The 26,880-nt window shown below is 45.4% G+C and carries 23 protein-coding genes; 4 read left to right on the forward strand and 19 right to left on the reverse strand.

Annotation, left to right across the window (positions count from 1 at the left end; all coding sequences use genetic code 11):
- The 12 genes from A3763_RS25435 to A3763_RS25490 all read right to left on the reverse strand — a co-directional run.
- The coding region (locus A3763_RS25435) for a hypothetical protein (RefSeq protein WP_156495334.1) at positions 1-202 on the reverse strand (202 nt) is incomplete at its 3' end.
- The gene (locus A3763_RS25440; protein ID WP_156495335.1) at positions 199-2,523 is read right to left on the reverse strand and encodes a type I secretion system permease/ATPase; all 2,325 of its coding nucleotides are present in this window, start codon (positions 2,521-2,523) and stop codon (positions 199-201) included. The genes A3763_RS25435 and A3763_RS25440, both read right to left, overlap by 4 nt.
- A 95-nt stretch (positions 2,524-2,618) precedes the next feature.
- Complete coding sequence (locus A3763_RS25445) at positions 2,619-3,020, reverse strand: hypothetical protein (RefSeq protein WP_068507607.1); 402 nt, start codon at positions 3,018-3,020, stop codon at positions 2,619-2,621.
- A 72-nt stretch (positions 3,021-3,092) separates the two neighbouring features.
- Entirely contained in the window at positions 3,093-4,451 is a 1,359-nt protein-coding gene (locus A3763_RS25450) for an HD-GYP domain-containing protein (protein WP_068508144.1), read from the reverse strand.
- Positions 4,452-4,959: 508 nt separating this feature from the next.
- On the reverse strand, positions 4,960-6,432 hold the full coding sequence (gene gcvPB / locus A3763_RS25455; RefSeq protein WP_068508146.1) for an aminomethyl-transferring glycine dehydrogenase subunit GcvPB: 1,473 nt from the start codon (positions 6,430-6,432) through the stop codon (positions 4,960-4,962).
- Positions 6,432-7,802, reverse strand: a complete 1,371-nt coding sequence (gene gcvPA, locus A3763_RS25460) for an aminomethyl-transferring glycine dehydrogenase subunit GcvPA (protein ID WP_068508148.1) — start codon at positions 7,800-7,802, stop codon at positions 6,432-6,434. The genes gcvPB and gcvPA overlap by 1 nt, the downstream gene beginning before the upstream one ends.
- Before the next feature lie 169 nt (positions 7,803-7,971).
- Entirely contained in the window at positions 7,972-8,370 is a 399-nt protein-coding gene (gene gcvH / locus A3763_RS25465; protein ID WP_068508150.1) for a glycine cleavage system protein GcvH, read from the reverse strand.
- Positions 8,371-8,475: 105 nt separating this feature from the next.
- Positions 8,476-9,555, reverse strand: a complete 1,080-nt coding sequence (gcvT, locus tag A3763_RS25470; RefSeq protein WP_068508169.1) for a glycine cleavage system aminomethyltransferase GcvT — start codon at positions 9,553-9,555, stop codon at positions 8,476-8,478.
- Positions 9,556-9,673: 118 nt separating this feature from the next.
- Positions 9,674-10,276, reverse strand: a complete 603-nt coding sequence (locus A3763_RS25475) for a YqiA/YcfP family alpha/beta fold hydrolase (protein WP_068508152.1) — start codon at positions 10,274-10,276, stop codon at positions 9,674-9,676.
- Positions 10,273-11,100: a 3',5'-cyclic-AMP phosphodiesterase gene (gene cpdA / locus A3763_RS25480; protein WP_068508155.1), complete on the reverse strand. Its 828-nt coding sequence runs from the start codon at positions 11,098-11,100 to the stop codon at positions 10,273-10,275. Before cpdA ends, A3763_RS25475 begins: the two co-directional genes overlap by 4 nt.
- Positions 11,101-11,383: 283 nt before the next feature.
- A complete protein-coding gene (locus A3763_RS25485) occupies positions 11,384-11,836 on the reverse strand; it encodes a DUF1249 domain-containing protein (RefSeq protein ID WP_068508158.1) in 453 nt (150 codons plus the stop codon).
- 23 nt (positions 11,837-11,859) lie between these two features.
- On the reverse strand, positions 11,860-12,480 hold the full coding sequence (locus tag A3763_RS25490) for an NUDIX domain-containing protein (RefSeq protein ID WP_068508160.1): 621 nt from the start codon (positions 12,478-12,480) through the stop codon (positions 11,860-11,862).
- Between the two features lie 225 nt (positions 12,481-12,705).
- On the opposite strand from A3763_RS25490, the gene A3763_RS25495 reads away from it, so the two are divergent.
- The gene (locus tag A3763_RS25495) at positions 12,706-14,034 is read left to right on the forward strand and encodes a TolC family outer membrane protein (protein ID WP_068508171.1); all 1,329 of its coding nucleotides are present in this window, start codon (positions 12,706-12,708) and stop codon (positions 14,032-14,034) included.
- A 3-nt stretch (positions 14,035-14,037) separates the two neighbouring features.
- Here the strand turns inward: A3763_RS25495 and waaA are convergent, their stop codons facing one another.
- The gene (gene waaA / locus A3763_RS25500; protein WP_068508161.1) at positions 14,038-15,309 is read right to left on the reverse strand and encodes a lipid IV(A) 3-deoxy-D-manno-octulosonic acid transferase; all 1,272 of its coding nucleotides are present in this window, start codon (positions 15,307-15,309) and stop codon (positions 14,038-14,040) included.
- Between the two features lie 97 nt (positions 15,310-15,406).
- Between waaA and A3763_RS25505 the strand changes: the two genes are divergently transcribed.
- The 3 genes from A3763_RS25505 to A3763_RS25515 are packed head-to-tail and all read left to right on the forward strand — an operon-like array spanning position 15,407 to position 18,254.
- A complete protein-coding gene (locus tag A3763_RS25505) occupies positions 15,407-16,381 on the forward strand; it encodes an ELM1/GtrOC1 family putative glycosyltransferase (RefSeq protein WP_068554042.1) in 975 nt (324 codons plus the stop codon).
- Positions 16,378-17,505, forward strand: coding sequence for a glycosyltransferase family 4 protein (locus A3763_RS25510; protein WP_068510249.1), 1,128 nt, complete (start codon positions 16,378-16,380; stop codon positions 17,503-17,505). Before A3763_RS25505 ends, A3763_RS25510 begins: the two co-directional genes overlap by 4 nt.
- A 38-nt stretch (positions 17,506-17,543) precedes the next feature.
- Positions 17,544-18,254, forward strand: coding sequence for a 3-deoxy-D-manno-octulosonic acid kinase (locus tag A3763_RS25515; RefSeq protein WP_068510247.1), 711 nt, complete (start codon positions 17,544-17,546; stop codon positions 18,252-18,254).
- Positions 18,255-18,269: 15 nt separating this feature from the next.
- Here the strand turns inward: A3763_RS25515 and A3763_RS25520 are convergent, their stop codons facing one another.
- From A3763_RS25520 to typA, 6 genes are all read right to left on the reverse strand, one after another.
- Complete coding sequence (locus A3763_RS25520) at positions 18,270-19,172, reverse strand: lysophospholipid acyltransferase family protein (protein WP_068510241.1); 903 nt, start codon at positions 19,170-19,172, stop codon at positions 18,270-18,272.
- A gap of 73 nt (positions 19,173-19,245) precedes the next feature.
- The gene (gene glnE / locus A3763_RS25525) at positions 19,246-22,203 is read right to left on the reverse strand and encodes a bifunctional [glutamate--ammonia ligase]-adenylyl-L-tyrosine phosphorylase/[glutamate--ammonia-ligase] adenylyltransferase (protein WP_082865324.1); all 2,958 of its coding nucleotides are present in this window, start codon (positions 22,201-22,203) and stop codon (positions 19,246-19,248) included.
- A 94-nt stretch (positions 22,204-22,297) separates the two neighbouring features.
- Entirely contained in the window at positions 22,298-22,909 is a 612-nt protein-coding gene (locus A3763_RS25530) for a CYTH domain-containing protein (RefSeq protein ID WP_068510239.1), read from the reverse strand.
- A gap of 93 nt (positions 22,910-23,002) precedes the next feature.
- A complete protein-coding gene (locus tag A3763_RS25535) occupies positions 23,003-23,905 on the reverse strand; it encodes a porin (RefSeq protein ID WP_068510236.1) in 903 nt (300 codons plus the stop codon).
- A 598-nt stretch (positions 23,906-24,503) separates the two neighbouring features.
- Positions 24,504-24,941 carry a D-aminoacyl-tRNA deacylase gene (gene dtd / locus A3763_RS25540; RefSeq protein WP_068510233.1) on the reverse strand — a complete coding sequence of 146 codons (438 nt, stop codon included), beginning with the start codon at positions 24,939-24,941 and terminating at the stop codon, positions 24,504-24,506.
- Between the two features lie 130 nt (positions 24,942-25,071).
- The gene (gene typA, locus A3763_RS25545) at positions 25,072-26,880 is read right to left on the reverse strand and encodes a translational GTPase TypA (RefSeq protein WP_068510231.1); all 1,809 of its coding nucleotides are present in this window, start codon (positions 26,878-26,880) and stop codon (positions 25,072-25,074) included.

Here is a 26,880-nt window from a genome sequence, read left to right on the forward strand (position 1 = left end):
TGGTGAATAGTATTACGATTGCCCAGATAATGGCTCTGCCTGCTGATGAGGCTGGGGTTTGTTCTACTTCAATGGCAGCCGGTAAGAACTGGTACAGTTCTTTATGCGAGACTGACTGATCTTTATGAAGGAAAGCAAACAGCCCTTTCTTTGTTTTTTCTTCAGAGACATCACCCACAGGGAGTTGAATTGAGGAGCTCATTCCACACCTCCATCTGTTTCACTTTCCATCTGATTAGCTGTGGATGTTTTCGGCTTGGAGACTATCTTCGCCTTAGGTAAATTCATCGCTAGTTTATTCGTGGGCTTAGCTGTTTTACCTTCGTCTTTTTTGACCTCGCGAATGCTAGGAATATGACTTTGATGGCTATGTAGCTTGGCATAGTAGCCATTCAGCTCGAGCAATTCATCATGGCTTCCGCTTTCAACAATTCGCCCGGTTTCAATGACGATAATTCTGTCTGCTGCACGAACGGTTGATAGACGATGAGCGATAATAAATACCGTTCTGTCTTTGCATATCGAGCGCATATTGTCTTGAATGATACGCTCAGACTCATAATCCAAGGCACTGGTCGCTTCATCAAAGATCAGAATGCGGGGGTTGGTAATGAGCGCTCTGGCAATAGCGATACGTTGCTTTTGCCCTCCTGATAATGAAGCGCCTTGCTCGCCCACCACGGTGTCGTAACCTTCTGGAAGTTGTAGAATGAATTCATGTGCACCTGCTAAGGTTGCGGCTTCGATCACTCTATCCATGCTCATGCTTGGGTCTGCCAAGGCGATATTGTCTTTGACTGAACGGTTAAATAGAACGTTTTCTTGAAGCACCACGCCTATCTGTCTGCGTAGCCATGCCGGGTCAACCTGTGCGACATCGACACCATCAACCAGCACTCTGCCTGACTCGGGCACATATAGCCTTTGCACGAGTTTGGTTAAGGTACTTTTGCCTGAACCTGAGCGACCAACAATGCCTATCACTTCTCCGGGCGAAACTTCCAAGCTTAAATCTTTGAGTATTTCAGGTCGATCTGGCTGATAGCGGAAGGTAATATGTTCTAGTGACACCTTGCCTTTCAAGTCAGGCAGCGTTGTTCTGTTTGGGTTATGACCAGGTTCTGCCGGCGTATTAAGAATATCCCCCAAGCGCTCTAATGAAATGCCTGCTTGCTGGAAGTCTTGCCAGAGTTGAACGAGCCTCAGAATCGGTGCACTGACTCGGCCTGCGAGCATATTGAATGCGATCAACTGCCCGACACTCAAGGAGCCTGCAATCACCAGTGTTGCACCCACCCAAAGGATTAATACTGTAACTGCCTTGTTAATAAAGCCCGCCGTTTGGCTGGCGATATTGCCTAAGTTCATCGCCTTGAAAGAGGACGACACATAAGCAGCTAGTTGCTCTTCCCATCGACGTTGCATTTGTGGCTCAACTGCCATGGACTTGAGTGTTTCAACACCTGAAATGGACTCGACCAAGAAAGCCTGGTTCTCTGCTCCGTGTTTGAACTTTTCGTTTAGGCGGTTTCTAAGAACTGGCGTGATTGTCGCCGATAGAATCACATAGAGGGGAATCGAACCTAACACTATCCATGTGAGGGGCGGGCTGTAGTAGTACATCACCACAAAAAAGATCACGGTAAAAAGGATATCGATAATCAGCGTTAAAGCAGAGCCAGTAATAAACTCACGAATGGTATCCAACTCTCGAACTCTGGCTACAGTATTCCCCACTTGCCGTGCATTAAAGAATGATATGGATAGACGCAAGAGATGGTTATATAACTGCGACCCTAAGGTCACATCAACCCGATTGGTGGTATGCGAGAAGACGTAGGTTCGAAGGCCATTCAAAATCACATCGAATAAGGAAACGACGATTAAACCGAAGCACAATACATCGAGCGTAGTTAAGCCCTGATGGACGAGTACTTTGTCGATAATCACCTGAAAGAACAACGGCGTAATTAGTGCAAATAACTGAATAAAGAAGGAGGCAACCAAGACCTGCATCAAGATCTTTTTGTACTTGATAATAGCGGGGATAAACCAGGAAATATCAAATTTACCGTTCATACCTGGCAGGAGTGAACGTCGAGTAATTAGAATAATTCTGCCATTCCAATAATCTTCGAATTCACTAAGAGTGAAGACTTGTGGTTTTTCAGAACCAGGCACTTGAACAAGAACCTTTTCATCTGCGACTTTGGCAAGAATAAAGTACTCACCATTTTTACTCAGGCCTATCGCAGGTAAGGCCATCTTTTCTAACTTAGCGATGTCTGCTTTTGTTAGTGAGGCTTTAAGTTTTAGGTGTCTAGCAGCACGAACGATATCTTTATCATTCAGACAAGAGGCCGAGTTTTTAGCTTCGGATGAAGGTTCATTAGTACCAAAGTAATGACGAATCTGCTCTGGATCTGCAGCGACTTGGTGATAACGTGCTATTGATACCAGGCAAGCTAAGCCCGTATCAACGGATGAAGACTTTCCAGCCTCATTTGAAGCATGACTAGACACAACGATTTCCTTATCGGCGGCATTCAATCTCTTCACATATTAATAAAAAGACAAAACACCAAACAGTTGTACCTACAACCTTCCAACAAAAAATCTTAAAAGAAGTCTTTAACCATTCCCAGGCGTACAGCATTCGATGCTAGCCGAGGGTTACTCGCAGCCCATTCGTAGTTGATGATGTAGTCTTTATCTTTTAAGCCCGGGCACTGGGCGTTTAGGTCGACGTGGCTTTCTGGGAACATTTGAAAGATCCAGAGGCATTCGTTCTTTTGCTTATAACGAAACCAGAGTACGACATCGCCTTTACGAGAAGAGTCATTGTAAGTGCGAAACTTCAGGCGACTGGATGTCCGGAAGCTGACATCCTCAACTCTAAGGCCCTGATCATCGAAGTAAAAGCCACCGTTTTTGAGGTAAACCGGCGTTAAGGCAATAGTTATGATGACCATGGCGCCAAGCCAGGCGCTGCGGATTAGGTTCTTTTTAGTTATTTTCATTATCGATAAGACTAAACGTTGTTATTGTGCCTTTAAGCGTAGCAACGATTAGCCTATGTCGCAATATTCCGCCTACTCTTCAGCAAAACATGAGTAGGTTTCAAAGGCTTCGAAGTGATCTTTGGGGATCGAATACAATAAGCTGGCGAGGTCATCGCAGCGGTTGATCCAGTCGCTACCTACTTTTTTGGCCGCATCTCGCATAGACCATTGCAAAGCCTTCAACTTATCCAGCACAGTTTCTAGCAGTAGCGCGACAACCTCAAGCTCTTCACACTCTCTAGCATTATGCTCAACCTCCAAGCAATCGGCCGCCTCACTGAGCCAACGCCGAACCTCTGAATCCCATAAACCTGAATTACGGTAGAGTTCCTCCAGGCCTTTGATGATCAACATGGAACGCTCTGTCTGTGCAATACTTTGCACCTCTCGCATCCCTACAGCACATTGCTTTGCAAGTTCCAACCAATGCACCATAAAACGCTGCTGCACCACCAAGTAACGCGATAGTTTGGGCATAAACTCTATGGGGATAACTTGAGCAAGGCCCTGGGCATTCTTACGCAGCATCTCGACGACAGCATGACATATATCACGATCAACCGCCTCTGATTCAGCCTGAATTAAAGGAATTAACTGAGAAGGCCCATAACCTCTCGGACGCAATTTTTTTCGATAGGCTTCATCAAGCATAACAGCAAGACCAACAACCTGAGCATCGAGACTATGCTTATCTCCGATAATGCCTTGCGGCCAGCCTGAACCGTCTTTACGTTCTTTATGCTCTTTGACTGCACGCCCTACCCGCTCGGACAGATTAGGTATATTTTCAAGAAACTCGCCCCCCAAAGACAACTGCTGCACATACATTTGTCGCTTTTCGCTATCGGGAAGCTTGTCAAAAATGGCAGCAATATCAGGGTCAATATTCAAGAAGCCTGCATCATGCATTTGTGTTGCGGTGAAGACAACTTCCATATCTTCATCATTGAGTCCAAGCTCAAGCGCAATGAGTATTGCAAAACCGGTAGCACTTTGAGTTGAATTAAAACGGGGCGATAAGCGATCTGCAAAAACTGTCAGCTTTTGAGATAGCAGTGGATAAGCACTGATTAAACCACACTGTCGAACCAGTTCCTTGGTTAAATCCATGCGATCCAAGCCCTTCAAGACCTTATTCTGTGCCTTACGAATCGAGTCAAACAATTCACTAGGTGATACGGTACTCGCCAAGCTAACTTGCAGTTCTATGGGAAGTTCCAGCTGAAAGCGCGCAATCTTATTGGCAACGTCTTCAGTGAGGTAGGTTCCTTTGGGTACAACTGTTGCCCCACGGTTATTACATATGTCTTGCGTCGTTAAAACCGGGTTATATTTATTAATTTCTACCAAGTGATCAGCATAAGGGTTCCGCTCTGAATACTGGTCCATATTAATAACGCTCCATTCAAGTCGTGCCACCCGCTTGGCAGGTGTATCTACAGCCAAAAGATAAATATATATTTATCACATTTTTAAACTTTAAGCATTTGAAAAATATAATTTTTTCAAATTCTATTAGTATTATTTAGATCATTTTAGGTCAAAACAGGCCAAATTGATTAATACTCATACAACACAGCACTAAATACAGGTCTTCGTTTTGCGTAGCGAAGAGCATACAAACCTAATTTTAATTCTGGAAACGGATATATAGACTATAGAGAAATCGAAAGATTATGCCCTAAAAACAGCTAACAACTGTATATCAAGAACATAGAGCTAGAAATATTGTCTGTCAGGTAAGTCGTATTAGCTAATACCCTGCGACAACTCTCATCCATGTTGAAATAGTAAGATAGATGCTAAAACGGATATTGCCAAGGCGTACGTTTGAAATAGTTTAGAAATTTTTAGGGCAGGATAAGGGTGCACCATAGCGCACCCTTTTGGAACATTTTTACTCTGCTGGCGCTGAGTAGGCTACATCAAGTTCTCGTGCAGCTTTAACATCATCCAGACGACGAACAGGTTGCGTATAAGGCGCACCTTTTACTGTTTCTGGTGTGTCTTCCGCTTCCTTCTGAATCGCTGCCATCGCCTTAACAAAGCCTTCTAGCTCGTCAATAGACTCTGTCTCGGTTGGTTCAATCAGCAAACACTCTGGTACCAACAAGGGGAAGTAAGTGGTCGGAGCATGGTAGCCGTAATCGAGTAAACGCTTGGCAAAGTCCATCGCCGTGACACCCAGACCTTTCGCTTGTTTGTTCATCGTCACAATAAACTCATGCGTGGCTCGACGCTCAGGATAGGCCAATTCAAAACCGGCATCAGCCATCAACTTAGCCATGTAGTTTGCACTCAAGGTTGAAAACTCACCAACTCGATGCAAGCCTTCTCGGCCAAGTAGTACTGCGTAAATGTAGGCTCGAAGAATAATCCCGGCATTACCCATGAAGGTACTTAGGCGACCGATGGAATCTACATTATCTGCTTGGGTCACCCAATGATAATTCTTAACGCCGTCTGCTTGCGCCTGACAACCCGCCATTGGCGTAGGCAGGTATGGTAGTAAACGCTCACCTACAGCAACTGGGCCAGACCCTGGTCCACCGCCACCGTGAGGTGTTGCAAAGGTCTTGTGCAAGTTCATATGCAGCACGTCAAAACCCATATCGCCCGGGCGTACTTTACCCAAGATCGCGTTCAGGTTCGCACCATCGTAATAAAGCAAACCGCCCGCGTCATGAACCGTCTTGGCAATCTCTTCGATCTGTCTTTCGAACACGCCGCAGGTCGAAGGGTTAGTCATCATGATCCCGGCTGTTTGTGGGCCAACTGCTTCTTTAAGCGCTTCCAGGTCAACATCACCGCCTGACTTTACAGGGATCTCTTTTACCTTATAACCACACATTACCGCTGTAGCAGGGTTTGTCCCATGAGCTGCTTCTGGAACGATAATTTCAGTTCTTCCAAAATCTTCACGTGCTTCGTGATAGGCTTTGATCATCGCAACACCGGCGAATTCACCTTGTGCACCGGCCATAGGGCTTAGTGATACACCCGCCATACCCGTCACTTCTTTAAGTACTTCCTGAAGCTCATAGACACATGACAAGTAACCTTGGCTATGCGACTCAGGCGCTAAAGGGTGACGAGATATAAAACCCGGCAAACTCGCTGCACGCTGCGCACCTTTTGGGTTGTACTTCATCGTACAAGAGCCCAAGGGATAGAACTGAGTATCTATCGAGAAATTCTTGCGAGACAAGTTAGTAAAGTGTCTCACAGTTTGTAATTCAGATACCTCTGGCATAAGCGCCGGCTTTTGACGTAGCAATTCCTGAGGAATCGTGGTCGCCTGGCTATCGGCTTTAGGAGGTAATTGCGCCGAAGCTGTTCTGCCCTGACTACCGTTTTCAAAAATCAACATTAGGCTTCTCCTCCTGCTAGCGCCCGGCTTAACGCGTTAGCGAATAAGTCCAGGTCGGCATCATTTTTCACTTCAGTCACACACACTAGAATACAGTTCTTCAAAGCATCAAAGTGTTGCTCAAGACCATAGCCCGCTAACACGCCCTGCTCAGCCATGCTTTCAAGTACTGCATCAGCATCGTTATCGACCTGTACAACCAGTTCATGGAAGAAGGCTTCGCCATTCAGCACTGACACTCCGTCAATTGCTTCAAGCTTAGCGCGCAATTTTTGAGTATTTTGATGACAAGCCATCGCTACCTGAGAAAGGCCCTTGTAGCCCATCAAAGACATATAAATCGTTGCTGCTGTAACCGCCAAGCCTTGGTTGGTACATATATTGGAAGTCGCTTTAGAACGGCGAATATGCTGCTCGCGTGCCTGTAAGGTCAGGGTAAAACCTTCTTTACCTTCCAGATCGACAGTACGACCAATAATACGTCCTGGCATTTGGCGAACCAGCTTTTCTTTACAACAGATAAAGCCAAAATACGGGCCACCCGATGCCATAGGAATACCCAATGGCTGACCTTCACCCACGGCGATATCGGCACCCTTATCTCCCCATTCACCAGGAGGCGTTAATAGCGCTAAAGCTGTCGGATTAACGACGCCAATAACCAACATGCCATTTGCCTGGCCCCAGTTGGTTAAAGCATTCACATCTTCCAACGAGCCAAAGAAGTTTGGCTGAGGAATTATCAAAGCGGCATAGTCTTGGCCAGCAAAGCTTTCTAACGCTGCACTATCAACGGCAAGCGCTTTATCGTCCATTGGCAATACATCAATGGAAATTCCCTGGTTGCTAACAATGTCATCAACCACTTGCTGGTATAGAGGATGTACGGTACCTGCGATCAGAGCCTTTTTGCTCTTGGACTTTCTGTTGGCACGAATCGCCATCAACACGGCTTCAGCTAGGCCCGATGCTCCGTCATACAAGGAAGCATTAGACATATCCATCGCCGTAAGCTGGCACATCATGCTTTGGTATTCATAGATTAGCTGCAAAGTCCCTTGGCTTGCCTCTGCCTGGTAAGGTGTATAGGCAGTCAGGAACTCACCACGCATCGTCACATCCCACACAGCAGCAGGAATATGATGTTCGTAGGCACCGGCACCAATAAAACATAGCGCACCTTCGTCTAATTGAGCACGCTCGCTCATTAGCCGCATCATTTCCATTTCGCCTAAACCTTCAGGCACACCATTCAGTGGTTTGGCTCGTAAGTGAGCTGGAATTTCATCAAACAGGTCATCGACTTTGTCGACACCAATAACATCCAACATCTTCTGGATATCGTGTTCCGTATGAGGAATAAAAGGCATTACACACCCTCTTTGCAGCGAGTTCCCAAAGCATTCACTCAGGAACTTAAAAAATAAAAACCTTTGCCGACTTGCTTCACCGAAATTGCACGATCTAAACAAGTATCACAAAGGTCTGAAATAATTAGCTGGCAAATGCTATCAGTTACCAGCTGAAACACTAAGTTTCTTAGTGCTCTTCTGCTTCACAAATTTCTTTGTATTCGTCAGCAGACAATAAGCCTTCAAGCTCTTGAGGATCAGAGATCTTCAATTTGAAGAACCAGCCATCATCATAAGGATCGCTGTTAACCGTTTCAGGCGAATCTTCCAAGCCTTCATTGGTTTCTAGAACCGTTCCACCAACAGGAGAAAAGATATCAGATGCTGCTTTAACTGACTCGACAACACCGGCTTCTTCACCTGCTTCAATGACTGCATCAACTTCAGGTAATTCAACAAATACCACGTCGCCCAGTAGGTCCTGTGCATGATCAGTAATACCTATAGTAACGGTTTCGCCATCTTCTTCCAGACGAACCCACTCATGGCTAGATAGATACTTCAATTCTCCAGGGATAAGACTCATGTTTTGCAATCCTCAAACTAAATAACAATTAAATCAAATACTAAAATAGTGAATAAATTTATTCTGGCAAGTTCCTGCTACATTTAAGCAACAAGCACGAGCTTTTTACTCGAATACTTTTTTACCATTACGAACAAAAGGCGGGCGCACCACTCTAACGGGCACCTGCTTTCCACGCATATCGACAGCACAACTATCTCCCGTCGCAGCAGGTACTCGCGCCAAGGCAACCGAGTAGCCAAGTGTAGGTGAAAAGCTACCGCTAGTAATTTCACCTTCGCCAACACCTTCAACAATTACTTTCTGATGGCCACGTAATACACCGCGTTGCTCAAGCACCAAGCCTACCAATTTGCTCGATACGCCCTGCTCTTTCTGCGCAAGTAGCGCTGCTTTCCCAATGAAGTCCCTGTCTTCTGAGAAAGATACTGTCCAGCCCATAGCAGACTGAAGCGGCGTTACAGACTCATCCATATCGGAGCCATATAGGTTCATACCTGCCTCAAGACGCAGTGTGTCTCGGGCACCCAGGCCACATGGTTTAACACCCGCTTCAACCAAAGCTTTCCAAAAGTCAGCAACAGCATCGCTTGGCACCATGACTTCCAAACCGTCTTCACCGGTATAGCCGGTGCGACAGAACATCCAATCGCCAGCTTCCAAGCCTTGGAACACTTTTAAACTATCGATAAGCTCGGCATTATCAGGAGAAGCCTGCTTAATGTTCTGTATAGCTTCGGGGCCTTGAATGGCCACCATGGCTAACTCGGGGCGCTCAATCAATTCCACATCAAATTTTTCAGCCTGCTTGTTCATCCAAGCCAGGTCTTTTTCTCGCGTACCGCAATTAACCACTAGGCGATAGTCTTTAGGCATACGATAAGCAATCAGGTCGTCGATCACACCACCCTTCTCATCCAACATGCCACTATAGAGTGCTTTGCCTGTTTCTTGCAGCTTGTCGACATCGTTCGCTAACAAATAACGAAGATAGTCACGAGAGTCTTTACCCTGTACATCAACAATTGTCATGTGCGACACATCGAACATACCCGCGCTTTGGCGCACAATTTTATGCTCTTCAATTTGAGAGCCATAATGCAAAGGCATGTCCCAGCCACCAAAATCTACTATCTTGGCACCGGAATCCTGATGCACCTCATATAATGCGGTTTTTGAGCCCAAGAGCATTCTCCGAGAAGTTAGGAATAAATAGAGTAAAATTAGAGCGGCATTTTACCTGATTGACTGGGGAAAAAACCACCAATTATTTTATAAGGCATAAATAGCGACGATTCGCTGACTATAAAAGAAAGTATTGCAGGGAAGGCAAAACCTTTTCAAAATCACAAAATGCATGATCACCACCGGCCTGAACCCAGAGTTTAGCCTTAGGCAGACATGCTAAAGCCTGTGCGAAATCCAAGACCTCATCTCCGGTTTGCGTCATGATATAAACATTATCCGAACTGACCAACGAAGCATTCTGCTTAGGGCTTAGTTCCAAAGACTTTAACTCATCCATATGTGAAGGTAATACAGTGTAGGTTTCGCCAGAGTAGTAGTTAGTATTCTCACCTAGATAATCAACGAGCAGTTCGTAAGGCTTTAAAGCAGGGTTGATCAAAACTGCCTTCAGAGAGGAGCCCGGCAAAGAGTACCTCTCAAGCAAGTGCATACTGTAATAAGCACCAAGCGAGCTACCAATGAATCCGAGCAGATTCTGTACACCAATGCTTTCAATCAGCTTGTCTACCAGAGCAATCGCTTCGCGTGGCGATGGGGGGAGTTTTGGAATTTCTAAACGAAGCCCAGGGCATTGTCGCTCAAAATAAGCCTTGCATAACTGGGCTTTGTGAGACTGTGGTGAACTATTGAAACCATGTAAATAAATAACAGACTTCAATAGCCATTACTCTCGAGATCTAAATTAAACTGAAAATCTTCAGCTCTTGAAACTTTTGACTCTAAACGACCGTCGTCAAATAACTTTAGCCATCGGTAACCAGGCGCTATCGCTTCTACACCAAAATCATGGGACTTCGGAGTAAATTGAATACAGGTTGAAGGCGTCGCCAGCAGCTGAACACCTTTACGCGTTTCAGAAAACTCTTGATGAATATGCCCCCAGAGTACCGCTCTGACATTGTCATAGCGGTCAACGATATCGAAAAACTGATCTCGATTATGCAAACCAATCTTATCCAGCCAGGTACTGCCGATATCAACCGGATGGTGATGAAAGCTAATTAAGGTATGAAGATCGGGGCGTTCAGACAAGCACCGCTCTAGAAAGGCTAAATCATCATCTCGTAACATGCCATGTACGGCACCTGTTACAGACGAATCTAATAAAATAATTTGCCAATTGCCAACACGTAGCAAGCGCTCCGTCTCGACCCCGTGACCCAAGGCCTCAGCCATAATGCCACGGTCATCATGATTCCCAGAGAACCAACGGCTGGGAGCGTTAAAGCCTTCAATTTGAGTTTGGAAGTAGTGATAGGCTTCAAGACTTGCATCCTGTGCAATATCGCCCGTCGCCAAAACGTAATCCGGGCTTGGACAAAAGCTCGCAGCTATATCAGCTTCAACTTTATCAAGCACCGCAACAAGGCTTTCGCGTGTCACCACACCAAGCAAGTCACTTTCAGCATCCTTTGTGAGGTGGCAATCACTTATTTGAAGGAGGTTAATCACAGCGCCCCCTGCACTGACATGACTCGACATTTTCGTTCGGCTCTTTCTGTTATCTAAATCGCTGATCTGACAATCTCAATTCCAATTTGACCCGGCACACTGAGACTCACTCCTTCAGAGAACCGATCTGCAATACGCTTTATCCATAGATTCACTAAACTTTTCGCAGATTAACTAGATAAGTTAGCTCAATATTGCAGTTTGGAAATGATGATGACGCTTTGTTTTAGTGTTTTCATACTAAGGTATGAATTTTTTGTTACGCGCGTCTCAGATATTAGCGTTAATAAAGACAAACAGTCTGATAAGACTTTCACACTTTCTGATGGGTAAACGGACTCTCGTCGCAACATCCATAAGAAATACAGAAATTCAGCCATTCCGTCAGAAAAGTATTCATCTGACTTTTTTCATCGGGCAAGTGCATTTTTTGATTTGGGTAGATATTTACACCCTGAGCTAACTGGCGGCCATCGCGAGCTATCACTTCAGCGACACCCGCATCATGATATAAACGCACCGTAAGCTTGGGGTTGTTCACCCACTTCCCTGCCGCTGCGGTTTGTTCAAGCAAAAAAGTATCGGTATATTTACAAGACTCAACAAGCGTCATATGTACTTGCCCAACGTAAGACATGCCGTTATGTAAGCTGAAGCGAATCCGTTCAACATCGCCCATCATTCGAATCAAACGAATTAGGCGGTTATAGTTGCTTTCAAAGGTCGCGCCAAGCTGAACCAAGTCGGGGACATACTTTTTACGCATTAAAATAATACTCTCCCCTTAGTCTAGCGCCACTGCTCTCGCAAGCGTTCCCGGTTTAAGGCCAGCCATTGAAGCCCCATAATAGCGGCAGCATTGTTAATGGTGCCATTTTCGACCAATTTATAAGCTGCTTCAAAGTCTAGGCAGTGTACCTTGATATCTTCATCTTCTTCAGCAAGACCAAACACGCCACCAACACCTTGAACACTGACTTTAGCACAGTAGAGATAGACCTTCTCTGTAGTGCCGCCCGGCGAGACCAAGTATTCACAAATTTTTTCAAGTTCGCCTAATTCCAGGCGCGCCTCCTCTTGCGCTTCTCTGCGTGCAACATTCTCCGGGTGCTCGCCCTCATCATTCATCCCTGCAACCAACTCCAGCAACCAGGGTGATTGATCCTCGAGTATTGCGCCCGGCCTGAATTGTTCCAGCAGCACAACTTTGTCTTCCATTGGGTCGTAGGGAATAACGCAAGTGGCATCACCCCGAATAAACAATTCACGACTGACTTCCCGGCTCCAGCCACCATCAAACAAGCGATGTTTCAGGGTAACCTTTTCCATGCGAAAGAAGCCTTCAAAGCAGGACTCACGGCCAATTAGCTGATAATCTTCTTTGCCATATTGAAGCTTGATCGTCGACATTATTTCTCCTTTCAGCTCGAACTGAGGCTAGCGTTTTTCGAACTAAATATACTGTTTTTGCGATTTATTGAGGGACATACAAACATCTACATGCTGCACAAGACAGGTATTTGCGCCAAGGAAGTCTAGAGTTCTTCATATAGATTGTCCATAATGAAACCATCGAGCCAAAGCTTATTTTCAGCCTTAGGTTCCTATACCGTACGCCCGATCAAAGAGGACACTATGAAGCACACATCAAAGCTGCTTATTTCAACCTTTCTTTCTTGCATGACGCTGCCATTTATTGCGTCGGCACAAAGTACCGACCTTTTAAGCCTATATAAGAAAGCCGAGAACTATGACGCAGAGATCTTTGCTGCTCAGTCAGCTTATTTGGCCGAACAAGAAGGCCAAAAAATTGAATTTGCAGGTCTACTACCCACTGTCAATGCAAGAGCAAGCTTAAGCCATACAAACTCAAATGGCTTAAGCTCAAGCGACAATAGCTACAAGCAAAAAAACTATTACTTAAGTTTATCTCAGCCACTATTGAACTTACCTACCTGGCACTCAGTAAGCGCTAGTGAACAAAGAACCCTGCTAGCTCAAGTCGATTACCTTACTGCTCAGCAAAATTTAATCCTTAATGTCGCAACAGCCTATTTCAAAGTACTAAGAGAGCAAGAAAACCTGCGCTCTGACCACTCTCAGGAAGCAGCTGTAAAGCGCCAATATGAACAAGCCAAAGAGCAGTTTGATGTTGGCTTAATCGCGATTACCGATGTTCACGAAGCTAAAGCATCCTATGATGCATCGCAAACTGCACGAATTAGATCTGAGGGCAACCTGACCATCGCCCTGGAAAACCTTTCGCGAATTACGGGTGAGTATACAAACGAGCTACATGGCCTTAATCCTGACTTCCCTATTGCCATGGATACAAGCATTTCTGCAGAAAAATGGCTTGAGTCCGCACAAAACCACAATCTAGGTATCAAGATTGCTCACTACGCTTATAAGGCAAGCGAAGCACTTCTAAAGTCAAAGAAAGCAGCTCATTTACCTACCGTCAGTCTGGATGCCAATTATAGCAATTCTGCCTTCACCAATTACTATGCAGCTGGCAACGATGATAGTGAGAGTAGCGAACTAGCCATTACACTTAACATGCCACTGTATTCTGGTGGCGCAACACAGGCGGGTGTTCGCCAAGCTCGCCATCAGGTCGCCGAGGCAAAACACAATCTGACCTTAGCGCAACGTCAGGCGAAAATAGAAACACGTACCGAGTTTATTAGTCTGAAAACCAACATTCAGACAGTTGAGTCACTTCAACAAAATATCGTTTCTCGTGAAAGTGCTTTAGAAGCAACGCGTGAAGGTTACAAGGTAGGTACTCGAAATATTGTTGAAGTACTTGATGCCGAGCGTAACTATTTCACTGCACTTCGTGACTACGCGAATGCTCGCTTCGATTTTGTAGAAAGTAGCCTACGCATAAAACGCGCAGCGGGAACCTTAAGTGTTAAAGACATTGAAGCTCTGAACGCCTGGCTATCGCCCGGCCAGTAAGCTCTAGCTTTCTTCAAGCAAGGGCTGCAGGTGGTCAACAACACGTTTCACCGCTCCCTTGCTAGCCTCAACTTTCTGCAATGCATTTTGCCCCATTTCCTGAGCCCGTTCCGGGTTTGAAAATAGCATTCCGAGCGACTCGAGCAACGCGAGTTCATCTGCCACAATTTCCATACCCTTGGCTTCGACCAGTTGATGACAAATAGCTTCAAAATTAAAGTAATGGGGGCCAATTAAAATCGGCAACCCCAAAGCGCCTGGCTCAATCGGGTTATGGCCACCAATTTCGGTAAATGAACCGCCTATTACCGCAACCTGAGCTGTCGCATAAAAATCCATCAACTCCCCCATGGTATCCACCACAAATACTTCTGCATCGCTGGGAATTTTTTCAAATTCGCTTCTTCGTGCGGTGTTAAAGCCTTGCTTATTTGATTGCTGAAAAGCACTTTCGAAGCGCTCAGGGTGCCTAGGCACTAATACCAGCAAGGCATCGGGAAAGCGCTGCCTCAAACGTTCATGCACTTTTAAAACCAGCTCGTCTTCGCCTTCATGCGTACTCGCCGCGACCCAAATCTTAGGCTTAGCGGGTAAATTTGCGCTCAGGTGAGCGGCTTTTTTAACATGACTATCTTCCACGTTCGTATCAAACTTTACGCTACCCGTTACAAAAATCTTTTCCTTTGCGATATCTAGTGATTCAAATCGTGAAGCATCATTTTCGTACTGGCATAGCACGAGTGACAGATCATTCAACATCCAACCAATAGCGGGTTTCAAGCGTCGGTAGCCTTTTGCTGAGCGCTCTGACAAACGCGCATTAGCGATGACAACCGGGCAGTTTCTTCGCATCACCTGGTGAATCATATTTGGCCAGAGTTCGGTTTCCATAATGATCAGACATTCAGGTTTTACCCGGCGCAAAAACGCCTTCACCATAAAGGGAATATCGTAAGGTGCATAGACATGAAACACATCACTGCCAAAGCGCTTTCTAATTTGCTCGGAGCTGGTTGGCGTCATACTAGTGATAACGATATCTCGGTTTGGAAAACGCCTTTGAATCTCTCGAATAATTGGCTCCGCTGCTAGCACTTCGCCTACGGACACAGCATGCACCCAAATACTTCTATTCAGCTTTGGCGCATTAAAAAAACCAAAACGCTCCATTTTTCTGGCCTTATATTCTGGCGCCTTAAATCCTCGCCATAAAAGCTTCAGATAAACAAATGGCATACAGAGTGCGAAAAGAATTGTGTAAACTAAGCGGAACATAAGCGCCTTTCGAAAAATTCAAAAGACGCAGTATAGACGATTAGCAGCGCTTCTCACATCACTTGATGAGAGAGCGCTTCCGAGGAAAACGATATCTATGTCAAGCCAATCTAACACGAGAGCTACCCGACCTTTGATGGTTTGGGTCTGTCATGATGGGCGGGCCGGACACATCAGTCAGCTAAAAGGTCTAACTAAAGCGCTTGCCCGCCAGACTAATATCGAAGAGCTCTGGCTAGACAGCCAAACACTGCAAGTCGGCTTTCGAGGATTGTTACTTCCCACAAAACAGGATAACAGCCCGGACATCATCATTGGCGCAGGGCACGGCACTCACAAAAGCCTGCTCATGCTCGCCCGGACCCACCGCGCCAAAAGCTTTGTCATTATGAAACCCAGCCTACCGCTGCCGCTATTTGATGGCGTCATTTGCCCCGAACATGACGGGCTAGCCAATAGTGAACGGGTCATGACAACGCAAGGGCCTATCACAAAGATTTCACCCCCACCAAACACGAAACGAACACAACACCTTATGATGATCGGCGGCCCTTCTAAGCACTTCGTATGGGACGAGTCGAATTTGATTAAGCAAATCCAAGAAATTTGCGACACCCGCCGGGAAGTTTTATGGCACTTGAGCGACTCGCCACGAACACCGCTAAGCTTTATCGACAAGATTTCAAGTTTCGAAATAGCAAACCTAAGCTGTCACCGGTATCAAGATGGCAGTTTTGGCCCAGTAGATGAAGCACTTCAGTCCAGCGCTTTTACTTGGGTAACACCTGACAGCATGTCAATGCTCTACGAGTCCTTAACGTCAGGCTCGCCCACCGCACTATTAGAGCTGCCAATGGTATCGAAATCAGAAAAGAAGCGAATTTGCATGCATATCAACAGACTCACCTCTAGCGGCAAACTTATCGACTTCGGTCAATGGCAAAGCAATAAGAAAGCACAGTTTTATCCTGACTTACCAGCAAGCCTTGACGAGGCTTCGGCAGCTGCCACCTGGCTTTTGAAACGATACCAACAACTTTCTCTTACTGCGCAAACCACAGGGCAAGCATGAGACAAAAAACGATATTACAAGTTTTGCCAAGCCTGGTTTCTGGCGGTGTCGAAACAGGCACTTTAGACCTCGCTCAAGAACTGGTTGAGCAAGGCTACCGTTCATTGGTTGTTTCTTCTGGCGGCCCTATGGTTAAGGCGCTTGAACAACAAGGGTCGAAGCATATCGAGCTCCCCGTTCACAGCAAGAACCCCATACTTATGTGGTGGAACAGTAGAAAGCTAGCAAAGCTGATAGAAACGCAGAAGATTGACCTAATCCATGCTCGCTCTCGCGCTCCAGCCTGGAGCGCCTTATGGGCATCAAAACAAAGCAACATTCCCTTTGTCACCACCTTTCATGGTGTCTACGGTCACCAGAATGCTCTCAAGCGCTGGTATAACAGCGCCATGCTTAGAAGCCAGCATGTGATCGCTGTTTCTAAGTTTGTACAACAGCATATAGAAGAGGTCTACCCCACCTTCAACACTAAGACCAAGCTGATTTTTCGCGGCATCGACCTGGATAGGTTTGAGCTGGAAGAAGCTCAGCTCGCTGCGAAACAGCTCAAGACAGCATGGTCAGTCCCTGAGGGGAAAAACATTATCATGCTGCCTGGAAGGCTAACTCGAATTAAAGGCCATCAAGTACTAATAGAAGCACTGGCTAAATTGCCCCATCGTAACTTTTACTGCTTGTTCGTTGGCGACGAGCCTGGAAAAGATGCATATAAACAAGAACTGGAAGCCTTGATCGCTGAAAAAGGTTTGCAAGCTCACGTCAAGTTAACCGGAAACTTCGACAACATGCCAGCAGCCTATGCGCTGGCTGATCTGGTAATTTCAGCCTCCGTCAAGCCGGAATCCTTCGGTCGTACTGCCTGCGAAGCTCAAGTGATGCAACGCATGGTAGTTGCTACAAACCACGGAGGTAGTCAGGAGACAATCTCCCCTCCCTATAAAAGCCTGATGTGTAAACCTCGCGACTCCAGTTCTATGGCGGCGGCTATTGAACGAGCCCTGGCATACAGTAAAGACGAACGCACAAGGCAAGGCATTGAAGCGGCAGCCTTCGTCAAAGAAAACTTCTCTCTTTCACAAATGTGCCGAGACACCATCGCCCTGTATGAATTAGAATTGTCTTAGCTAGAACGCCACCCAAACGATTCAAGGAACTTGAAATCATGCCGAATATAGAGTCCTCTCAAAACGGCCAGCATTATTGGCTCTATGATAGTGAATGTTTTTCGGACATATCCAGCGAGCTCTTTGAATCAGGCTATTGGAAAAAGCTCAATGCCGTTAATGGACAAGAGTCTGGACGTGGAACAACCTGGTTTATCCAACACAAGTCTCATTCACTGGTGTTAAGACATTATCTGCGCGGCGGCATGATGAGTAAAATCAGCAACGACCACTACCTTTTTAAAGGCTGGCAAAAGAGTCGTTCTGTCAGTGAGTTCAATATCTTGAGTTTACTCAATCAACAAAACTTGCCGGTTCCCAAGCCTGCTGCCGCACAGGTAGTCAAAAGAGGCCTATATTATCAGGCAGACTTACTGACACACCGCATTCCTAATGCACAAGACTTACTGCAAGTACTCAAACAAGTACAAAGCAAAGACTTCTATTTCACATTAGGCGCTTTAATCGCAAGATTCCACAAAGCGGGTGTTTATCATGCTGACCTGAACATTCAAAACATTTTGCAAGATGAAGAGGGCTTATTTTGGCTCATCGACTTTGATCGCGCCAAAATGTTAAAGCCAAAGCATGCCTGGAAAAGCAGTAATCTGAAGCGCTTAAAACGCAGCTTTGAAAAGGAAGTAACAAGGCATGGGATAAAGTGGACTCACAATGACTGGAATTATTTGATTGAAGGCTATTCTCAATAGCAGCGTTAAACCAATCTATGGGTTAAGCTTACTATAAGCCTTACGCCCGTCTATCGTCATCCCTTTAAAGCGTTTGTACTCCCATTGGTATTGTTCGGGATGACTTTCGATACATGCTTCAACTGAGCGATTCAATGCCGCGACGGATGTAGCGATATCGTCACTATATATCTCAGGATCAGCTGGTTTGAACACCATATCAAAACCATCCCCTTTGGGACGGCGAATCGCACACAAGCTCACGACTTCACAGCCAGTGCGGCCAATCAAGCGAGATACAAGCTTTACCGTATTAGCCTCTATTCCCATAAAAGGAGCATTAACACCGCCCGTTCCGCCTGGCACCTGGTCTGGCAGAATACCAACCATCCCCTGATCCGAGAGGATAGAAAACAAACGAATAACGCCCCGCCTATTGGTTGGCACTAACTCAGAACCATGACGACCTCGCACCGAAGACATATATTCTTCCAAGGCTTTTATTTTAGGCGGTTTGTATAGAGCAGCCATCGGTCGAAGCGTTGATAAATACAAACCAACTAGCTCCCAATTTCCATGATGAGGCGCCAATACAATCGCTCCTTTACCCTTTTCAAATATCGCGTCAAGGTGCTCTTTACCTTCAACCGAGCGAATTAAATTCAAAGTCTTTTCAGTGGGCCATTCCCACATCACTCCAAATTCGGCAAATAACATACCGGTTTCAAGTAGACTGCGCCGTGTTAGCTCTCTCTGGTCGCTTTCTGATAGCTCGGGATAACAATGCGAGATATTTTCTTTGGTGACACGTGTGGTCTCGGAGTCGCCCATCCATAGAATCCGACCAATAAAACGACCGAGAGCCTGGGCTTTGCTTAAACCAAGGCTCGCTAAGAATTTAAGGATATAGACTACTAATTTGGCTCTAAAAGCTTCCATTATTCACTACTTGATAATTAATCACGGTGCTAATTTTAGAGCATTAAGCCAGGAAAATCTTGCTTAAATATCACTAGGCCACGAAGACTTTTTGCCAAATCTCCGTTACCTTGCTGCATGTTTCAGCATAATCAGCGATCGTTGTTTTATCCGCCTCATCAGCCAAGCTATTTCGATGCAAACCAGAACGCAGCTCCCGATAGGATGCACTCAGTACGGATAAATCAATGCCTTCAAAACAATCCAGCTTCTCTAAAACCTCTAATATGCGAATATTATCGGTCCAGTCCATCAAGCTAGAATCTTGGTGCGCGAAGTTCAACACGCCAAACTGGGTGATAAATTCGATATCCACCAGACCACCATCACCTTGCTTGATACTTCCCGCTTTGGCGGCAGCCTTCATTTTTTCGCGCATAGCTTTAACTTCTGCCCTAAGCTCAGCTTCATCTCTGGGTGCTGCCAGTATGTCTCGTCGAACCAGATTAAAATTTTCGATAAGCTTTGGGTCACCCGCAATACCACGCGCCCTAACTAAAGCTTGATGTTCCCATGTCCAAGCATCATTTTGCTGATACTTTTTGAACGCAGCTAGCGACGACACCAACATTCCAGAATTGCCCGAGGGACGCAAACGCATGTCTGACTCATACAGCATTCCTTGCGTTGTCTGAGCTGACAGAATATGAATTATTCTCTGCCCTAGACGCATATAAAATACCTGATTATCAATCGACTTTGGCCCCGATGTCACGCCATAGTCATCAGCGTCATAGAGAAAGACCATATCCAGGTCAGAGCTATAACCTAACTCCAAGCCACCTAGCTTCCCGTAACCAATTGCGGCAAAACCTTCGCCAGCAATCCCTTTCTCGTCACTGCTTAAACCACTTGGCACACCGTGTTTAACGACTAGATTATGCCATGCGATGGCTAAAGACTCTTCCAGAAGGACTTCGGCCAACCATGTTAAGTAATCACTTACTTTCATTAAAGGCAAGTGTCCACCTAACTCCGATGCAGCCACACGCAACATATGAGATTGTTTGAAAGTTCGTAGGCAGTTCATTTGAGTTTCCAGATCATCCTCTGGAATTCTCAACATTTGCTGCCTTAGCTCATCTTGTAATTGCTCTCGATTCGGTGGATGGAATAGACTTCGGGCATCCAGCAACTCATCAAGAATAACCGGACTTTTAGCAATATGTTCAGACACCCACGGGCTTTCTGAACATAAGCGGCACAACTGCTTAAGCGCTCCTGTATTCTCATACAATAGAACAAAGTAAACTGAGCGACCCAGTATCGAACTAACAAGCCCCAGCATGCGCGCCAATGTAAGCGACGGCTTATTGGTTTCAGCAGCTTCATCCAGCAATAGGGGCAGAAAAGTCTCAAAACGCTGCCGTGCTTCTGGTGACATCAAGGTAAACAAGCGATGCTCTCGTAACTGTTCCAAATCACTAACACTCTGTGCAGGCGACTCATAACCTGCCTCTTGGAACATTGGCTGCAAAAGCTGTGAACGCTCTTCAGCCAGCCAAGCTGCCAACCAAGCCCTTCCTGCTTCCTCCTGATCACCATCTTCTTCAGGGTCATGCAGAAAATCGGCAAAGCATTGACTCACCGCTGAACGATGCTCATTCAGCTCTGCCTCTAAACTTGGCCAGTCTGAATAGCTCATCGACCAAGCAATACGCTGACGGCTCTCTTCTGATTCTGGAATTAACTGGGTTTGTTGGTCTGCCAAGCCTTGTATCGCATGCTCCAAATTACGCAATAGTCGATAGGCAAGTAATAAAGTATCGACCCATTCCGAGGGTAAATATTCATTTTCTTGCAATGTACGATAAACGCTTACCAAGCCCTGCTGCTGGAGGCGTTCGTCTCGGCCACCATGAATCAATTGGCAGGCCTGGGCAATAAATTCGATCTCTCGAATGCCGCCATCACCCAGCTTAATATTTTGCTCTCCACCTTTGCGGTGCATTTCAGCCATAATCATACGCTTCATATCGCGCAAGGCTTGCACAGAGGTAAAATCAGCATACTTGCGGTAAACAAAAGGGCTAATAATATCCATTAAGGCCGCGCTGGCTTCAGGGTTTGCGTCGGCATTAACGATACGCGCCTTGATCATGGCATAACGTTCCCACTCCCGTCCCTGGTTGTGATAGTAGTCTTCAAAGGAAGCGAAGTTCATCGCCAATGCGCCACTATCACCATAAGGCCGCAAGCGCATATCGACACGGAATACGAAACCCTCAGAGGTCATGGCATCCAAAGCATTGATGAGCCTTTGCCCCAGGCGCGTGAAGAAGAGCTGGTTTTCAATTGGCTTTTTGGCGTGATCGGTCTCACCAGATTCAGGATAGGCAAAAATCAGGTCGATATCGGAAGATACATTTAATTCATAAGCGCCATGTTTGCCCATCGCCAACACCAGCATGTGCTGAGGGATAGGTGCACCGCCCTCTTTTGCTCTAGAAAAAGGGGTGCCATAACGCTCGCAAAGCTGTTTGTATAAGACATCCAAAGCAACTTCAACCGCTGCATCGGCCAAAGCACTTACGTCCGAAAGTGTTTCTTCCAGCTCTACCAAGCTTAAGAGATCGCGCCACATAAGCCGCGTCATTTCATAGCGACGAAATACTCGCAGAACTGACATCAATTCAGCTTCATCATTGACTGCTTTACAGCGTGAACTTAAATCGCGCTTATATTGCCCTTCCAACTTTGAAGTAAACAGTGCTGAATCGCTGCCCGACCACTCATGCAACCATTCAGGGTACTTTAAACTGGACTCTCTAACATAGTCGCTGCGCGACCATACATCCAAAATGCTCTGAATAAAGTCTTTTGACCAAGGGCATTCGAGCGTTTCCCAGCGAATATCTTCCAAACATGCTTCGCCAACATAATAAGCACTCAACTCTTGCCAGGCGTTACGTAGACTTGCTTGAATAAACCCCGGAAACTGATTAATTACATTCTCAACTTGGGTACCGATTGCGATGTTAGCACTGCTCATATAGATAGCTCTCAATTTTCGATATTGTTATCTGAGAAAAGTAACGCAGCGAGCATGTCAGCTCAATGCGCTTGATCAAGTATGTCTGAAATACTTAGCTCGCTGCCAATAAAGAATAGCCTCTCTCGGCTTTACTCGTGTCAGACGCTTTCAAGTGAATAGCTTGCCCCAATACGGCTGCCAAACTTTTTAGCGCTTCAACCTCACCCGACATTAGCTCTAGCTCAATTTCTTTGATTGGCAGACACTTACCTTTTGACAACACCTCGCCCTGGTCAAAAGCTAATTCAATTTCGCTACCCTGCCATTCAATTAATACCTGATGCCTAACAAAGTTCGTCTCAAACACCGCATTTAAACTTTCCAAATTCATTCCTTCCGGCCAAACATCCAAGCCCTCTAGAAGTGAAATATCTAGCTTGTTATCCGCCAATTCCCATTCCCATTCACCACGTTCACTTAGACCGCTTACCGACTTCCCCTTGGTCTTCAAGGTTTGAATAAAAGCATCGCCTTTTTTCCGAACCCGCAAAGCCATTCGATGCTGGTTCAATATCTTATCAGGCGTATCATAGTAAATATTCTGCAAAGGCTTTCGCTGCAACTCAAGCACAAACCCCTGATTGCTCAAACACGCTTCCAAGCTCTCAAGCACAGCAAGACTTTCACCCACAACACTAAGTTTTAGTTCAATTTCTTTCGGCACAAAACACCTTATCGTTTGATTTACATAAATTTCAGGCAAAAAAAAGCCGGTGAAAGTCACCGGCTTTTTAGAGCTTAGTTCTAAACTTACAACTTAGAAGCTGTAGTTAGCGCCGATAGCTAGTACGTCAACATCCGCACCATCAACACCACCAAGGTCAGTAGACGTTGTGTATTCTAGAGCTACAAACAAATGATCTGTTACATTATGAAGAGCTTGAAGCGCAATTGTCGCTTCGTCTTCTGCACCATCATAAGACTTCATACCATAACCTAGAGCAAACTGGTTCTGACCCATTGTGTACATGCCCTGCAAACCAATGTAATCAACTGTATCTGACATGCTTTCGTAACCAAGCATTACAGTAATATCATCCATTGAGTAAGTAGCACCTAAACCAATAGTATCTTCTGCTTCAACACCAGCTTCTTCGCGACCCATAGAGTATGCAAAAGCAAGTTCAAGGTTATCCATAGCGTATTTAGCAGCTAAAGCACCAGCGAATACAGAGCTGCTTTCAACTGGCAAAGTTACACCAACAGTTAAACCGTCAGCAATCTCAGGAGAAACATATTGTAGGTTCTCAACTTCGCTATCTGCAGCCAATTCGCCTTCTAAGCCAACAAACTCAGAAGTGTCTGTTACGTCTACCCACTCATATACTGTGTCATCAACACCGTATTGAACAGAACCGAAGTCACCTTTAACACCAACATAGATTTCATCAGACTGGTTGATACCAGCTGTAGTTTCGTCTGCGTCGAATTCAAATTCTACTTTAGCAAAAGCAGTTACGCCTTCAGAAACCATGTGAGAGTGAGTCAAACCAAAAGTAGAGTCACTATCCATTACAGCGTTGGCAGTATTTCCGTCAGCATCTGCATGTACATATGCAACATCGATATCACCGTAGAATTCAATACCTTTATCTGCTGCCATTACACCAGTAGATAGAGTAGCTGCTGCTACAGCTGAAGCGATCAGGGTCTTTTTCATTTCGTCTTCCTTTTTTCTGTTAAAATTTTAATGAGAGTCAGGCTCATCCTGGAATCTCGTTAAATATACTTAGCGATTAAATTATTATTAGTTATGCCGTTAATACAGCACCGTTAATACAGCACAGTCTTCCGGCCGCCTATATTATTTATAAAATATGTCAGAAATGTGTCAAAAATCAATTCTTCAGACATGTTCCCAACATAAGTTTCATCTTATATCTGCCAATTACTTAACAAATTAAAATGTGTTTTATCTTTCCTATCAACATATTAAGACAAGTTTGAGCACTAAGGCACGTTACAGCTTGTTAAGGTTTAGACCTGAATGATCTAGATCAAAAACACCCAAGCCTTATTTAATGCCAAGCAAAACTTACTTCACTTTTATATGCGTCATTGCACTTGCAATAAAGATATACCAGTCATTCTCTAGTGGTTAACCAGTACAAACAATATCTTACAAGTCCTTTTTAAAATTAAGCTTAACTATTATTTAGCAGCAAATAAACAAAAGTACAAAAAATAATTACATTTTTCTCGCAAATTAGCCGTTTTGCACCAAAAAAGCTCAAAATCCACTAACAAGCACACAATAACTACACCTCAAGCAAAAAGGTAACCGGCCCGTCATTCACCAGAGAAACTTGCATATCCGCACCAAATACCCCTCTCTGCACACGAACACCTTGCGCCTCGGCCATTTCTCCAAATATCTTATAAAGCTCTTGCGCTCGCCCAGGCTCACTGGCCTCTGAAAAGCTTGGCCGCCGCCCCTTTTTTGTATTCGCTGCCAACGTAAACTGGGAAACCAGCAATAACTCACCTCCTATATCCCTTAGGCTTTTGTTCATTCGACCAGCTTCATCCTCAAAAATACGATAGCCCACTACCTTTTCAAGCAAAGCCTGTGCCGAAGCTTCAGTATCTTGCTTCTCAACGCCCAGCAATAACAAAACCCCTTTAGATATCTCCCCAACCACTTCACCAGAGACCTCGACCGAAGCAGAGCTTACCCGCTGAATCAGACCTTTCACTTTTCTCTCCCAAGCTTAATTAAGCATAATCCTTTAATATGTCATATCGATGACCCACAAAAAAGCCCGCCTCCAAATATGGAGGCGGGCTTAATTATTAAGCTACTTTCTATACAGACTATACAGAAGCTTACTTCTTATTACGCTTTCGCTCAGTCTCGGTAAGAAGCTTCTTACGAATACGAATGCTTTCTGGCGTTACTTCAACCAACTCATCATCTTCGATAAACTCAAGCGCCTGCTCTAGCGTATGCGTAATCGGCGGAACCAAGGTCAAGGCCTCATCGGTACCCGATGCACGAACGTTCGTTAGCTGCTTACCTTTGACCGTATTAACAACCAAGTCATTAGAGCGTGAGTGAATGCCGACAATCTGACCTTCATAAATATCAACACCAGGGCCTAAGAATAAACGGCCACGCTGCTGAACAGTAAACAACGAATAAGCAGTGGTCTTACCTTTGACCATACTCACCAACACACCGTTCTGACGCTCAAAAGAGCCACCAGACTTCACTTCGCCATAGTGATCAAAGACACTCGTCATGATGCCTGAACCAGAAGTCAGCGTCAGGAATAATCCACGGAAACCGATCAAACCACGAGAAGGGATAACAAACTCAAGACGCACACGCCCTTTACCATCCAACTCCATATTGGTTAATTCTGCCTTTCGCAAACCCATTGCTTCCATCACAGGCCCTTGATGCTGCTCTTCAACATCAATTACAACCATCTCATACGGCTCGTGAATCTGGCCATCAACTTCTTTCTGGACAACTTCAGGGCGCGATACCGCCATCTCAAAACCTTCACGACGCATTGTTTCAATCAATACAGAAAGGTGTAATTCACCACGACCCGAGACAACAAACTTGTCCGGCGTATCACCTGGCGCCACTCGTAATGCCACATTGTGAATAAGCTCTTGATCAAGACGGTCCTTAATATTACGCGTCGTAACAAACTTACCTTCCAGGCCTGCAAAAGGAGAATCATTCACCACGAAGGTCATACTTACGGTTGGCTCATCTACGTTTAGTGCTGGCAAAGCCTCTACACACTCCGGGTCACACAAAGTATCTGAAATACCTAAGCCATCAATACCATTGATACAAACAATATCTCCAGCATTCGCCAGTGGCGTCTCAACCTGCTCAAGCCCCATATGAGTTTTGACGTTAAGCACCTTGCCTTTACGCTCATTACCCTTGGCATCTTTAATAATTACTTGCTGATTTGGCTTCAATGTTCCGCGAGTAATACGACCTACACCAATAACACCTACGTAGCTGTCGTAAGCCAATGCAGACACCTGCATCTGGAACATTCCTTCAGGATCTACATCAGGCGCTGGCACTTGTTCTGTGATCATCTCATACAGCGGCGTCATATCGTCAGCCATATCCTCAGGGTCTGAACCAGCAATACCATTCAGCGCCGACGCATAAATAACAGGGAAGTCTAACTGTTCATCCGTCGCACCCAAGCTATCAAACAAATCGAAAACCTGATCCATCACCCAGTCTGGACGAGCACCCGGGCGATCTATTTTATTGATTACAACAATAGGACGTAAACCCTGCTCAAACGCTTTTGAAGTCACAAAACGAGTTTGAGGCATCGGCCCATCAACGGCATCAACCAACAGCAATACCGAGTCAACCATCGATAATACACGCTCTACTTCGCCACCGAAGTCAGCGTGCCCAGGTGTGTCAACGATATTGATATGATAGTCATTCCATTGAATGGCTGTATTTTTTGCCAGAATGGTAATACCGCGCTCTTTTTCCTGGTCATTGGAGTCCATGATACGCTCAGAACCTTCGTCCCGACGTTCGAGTGTACCCGATTGGCTTAACAACTTATCTACAAGCGTCGTTTTACCATGATCAACGTGAGCAATGATGGCAATATTTCTTAATTTCTCTATCAC

The sequence above is a fragment of the Oleiphilus sp. HI0128 genome (genome assembly GCF_001635365.1).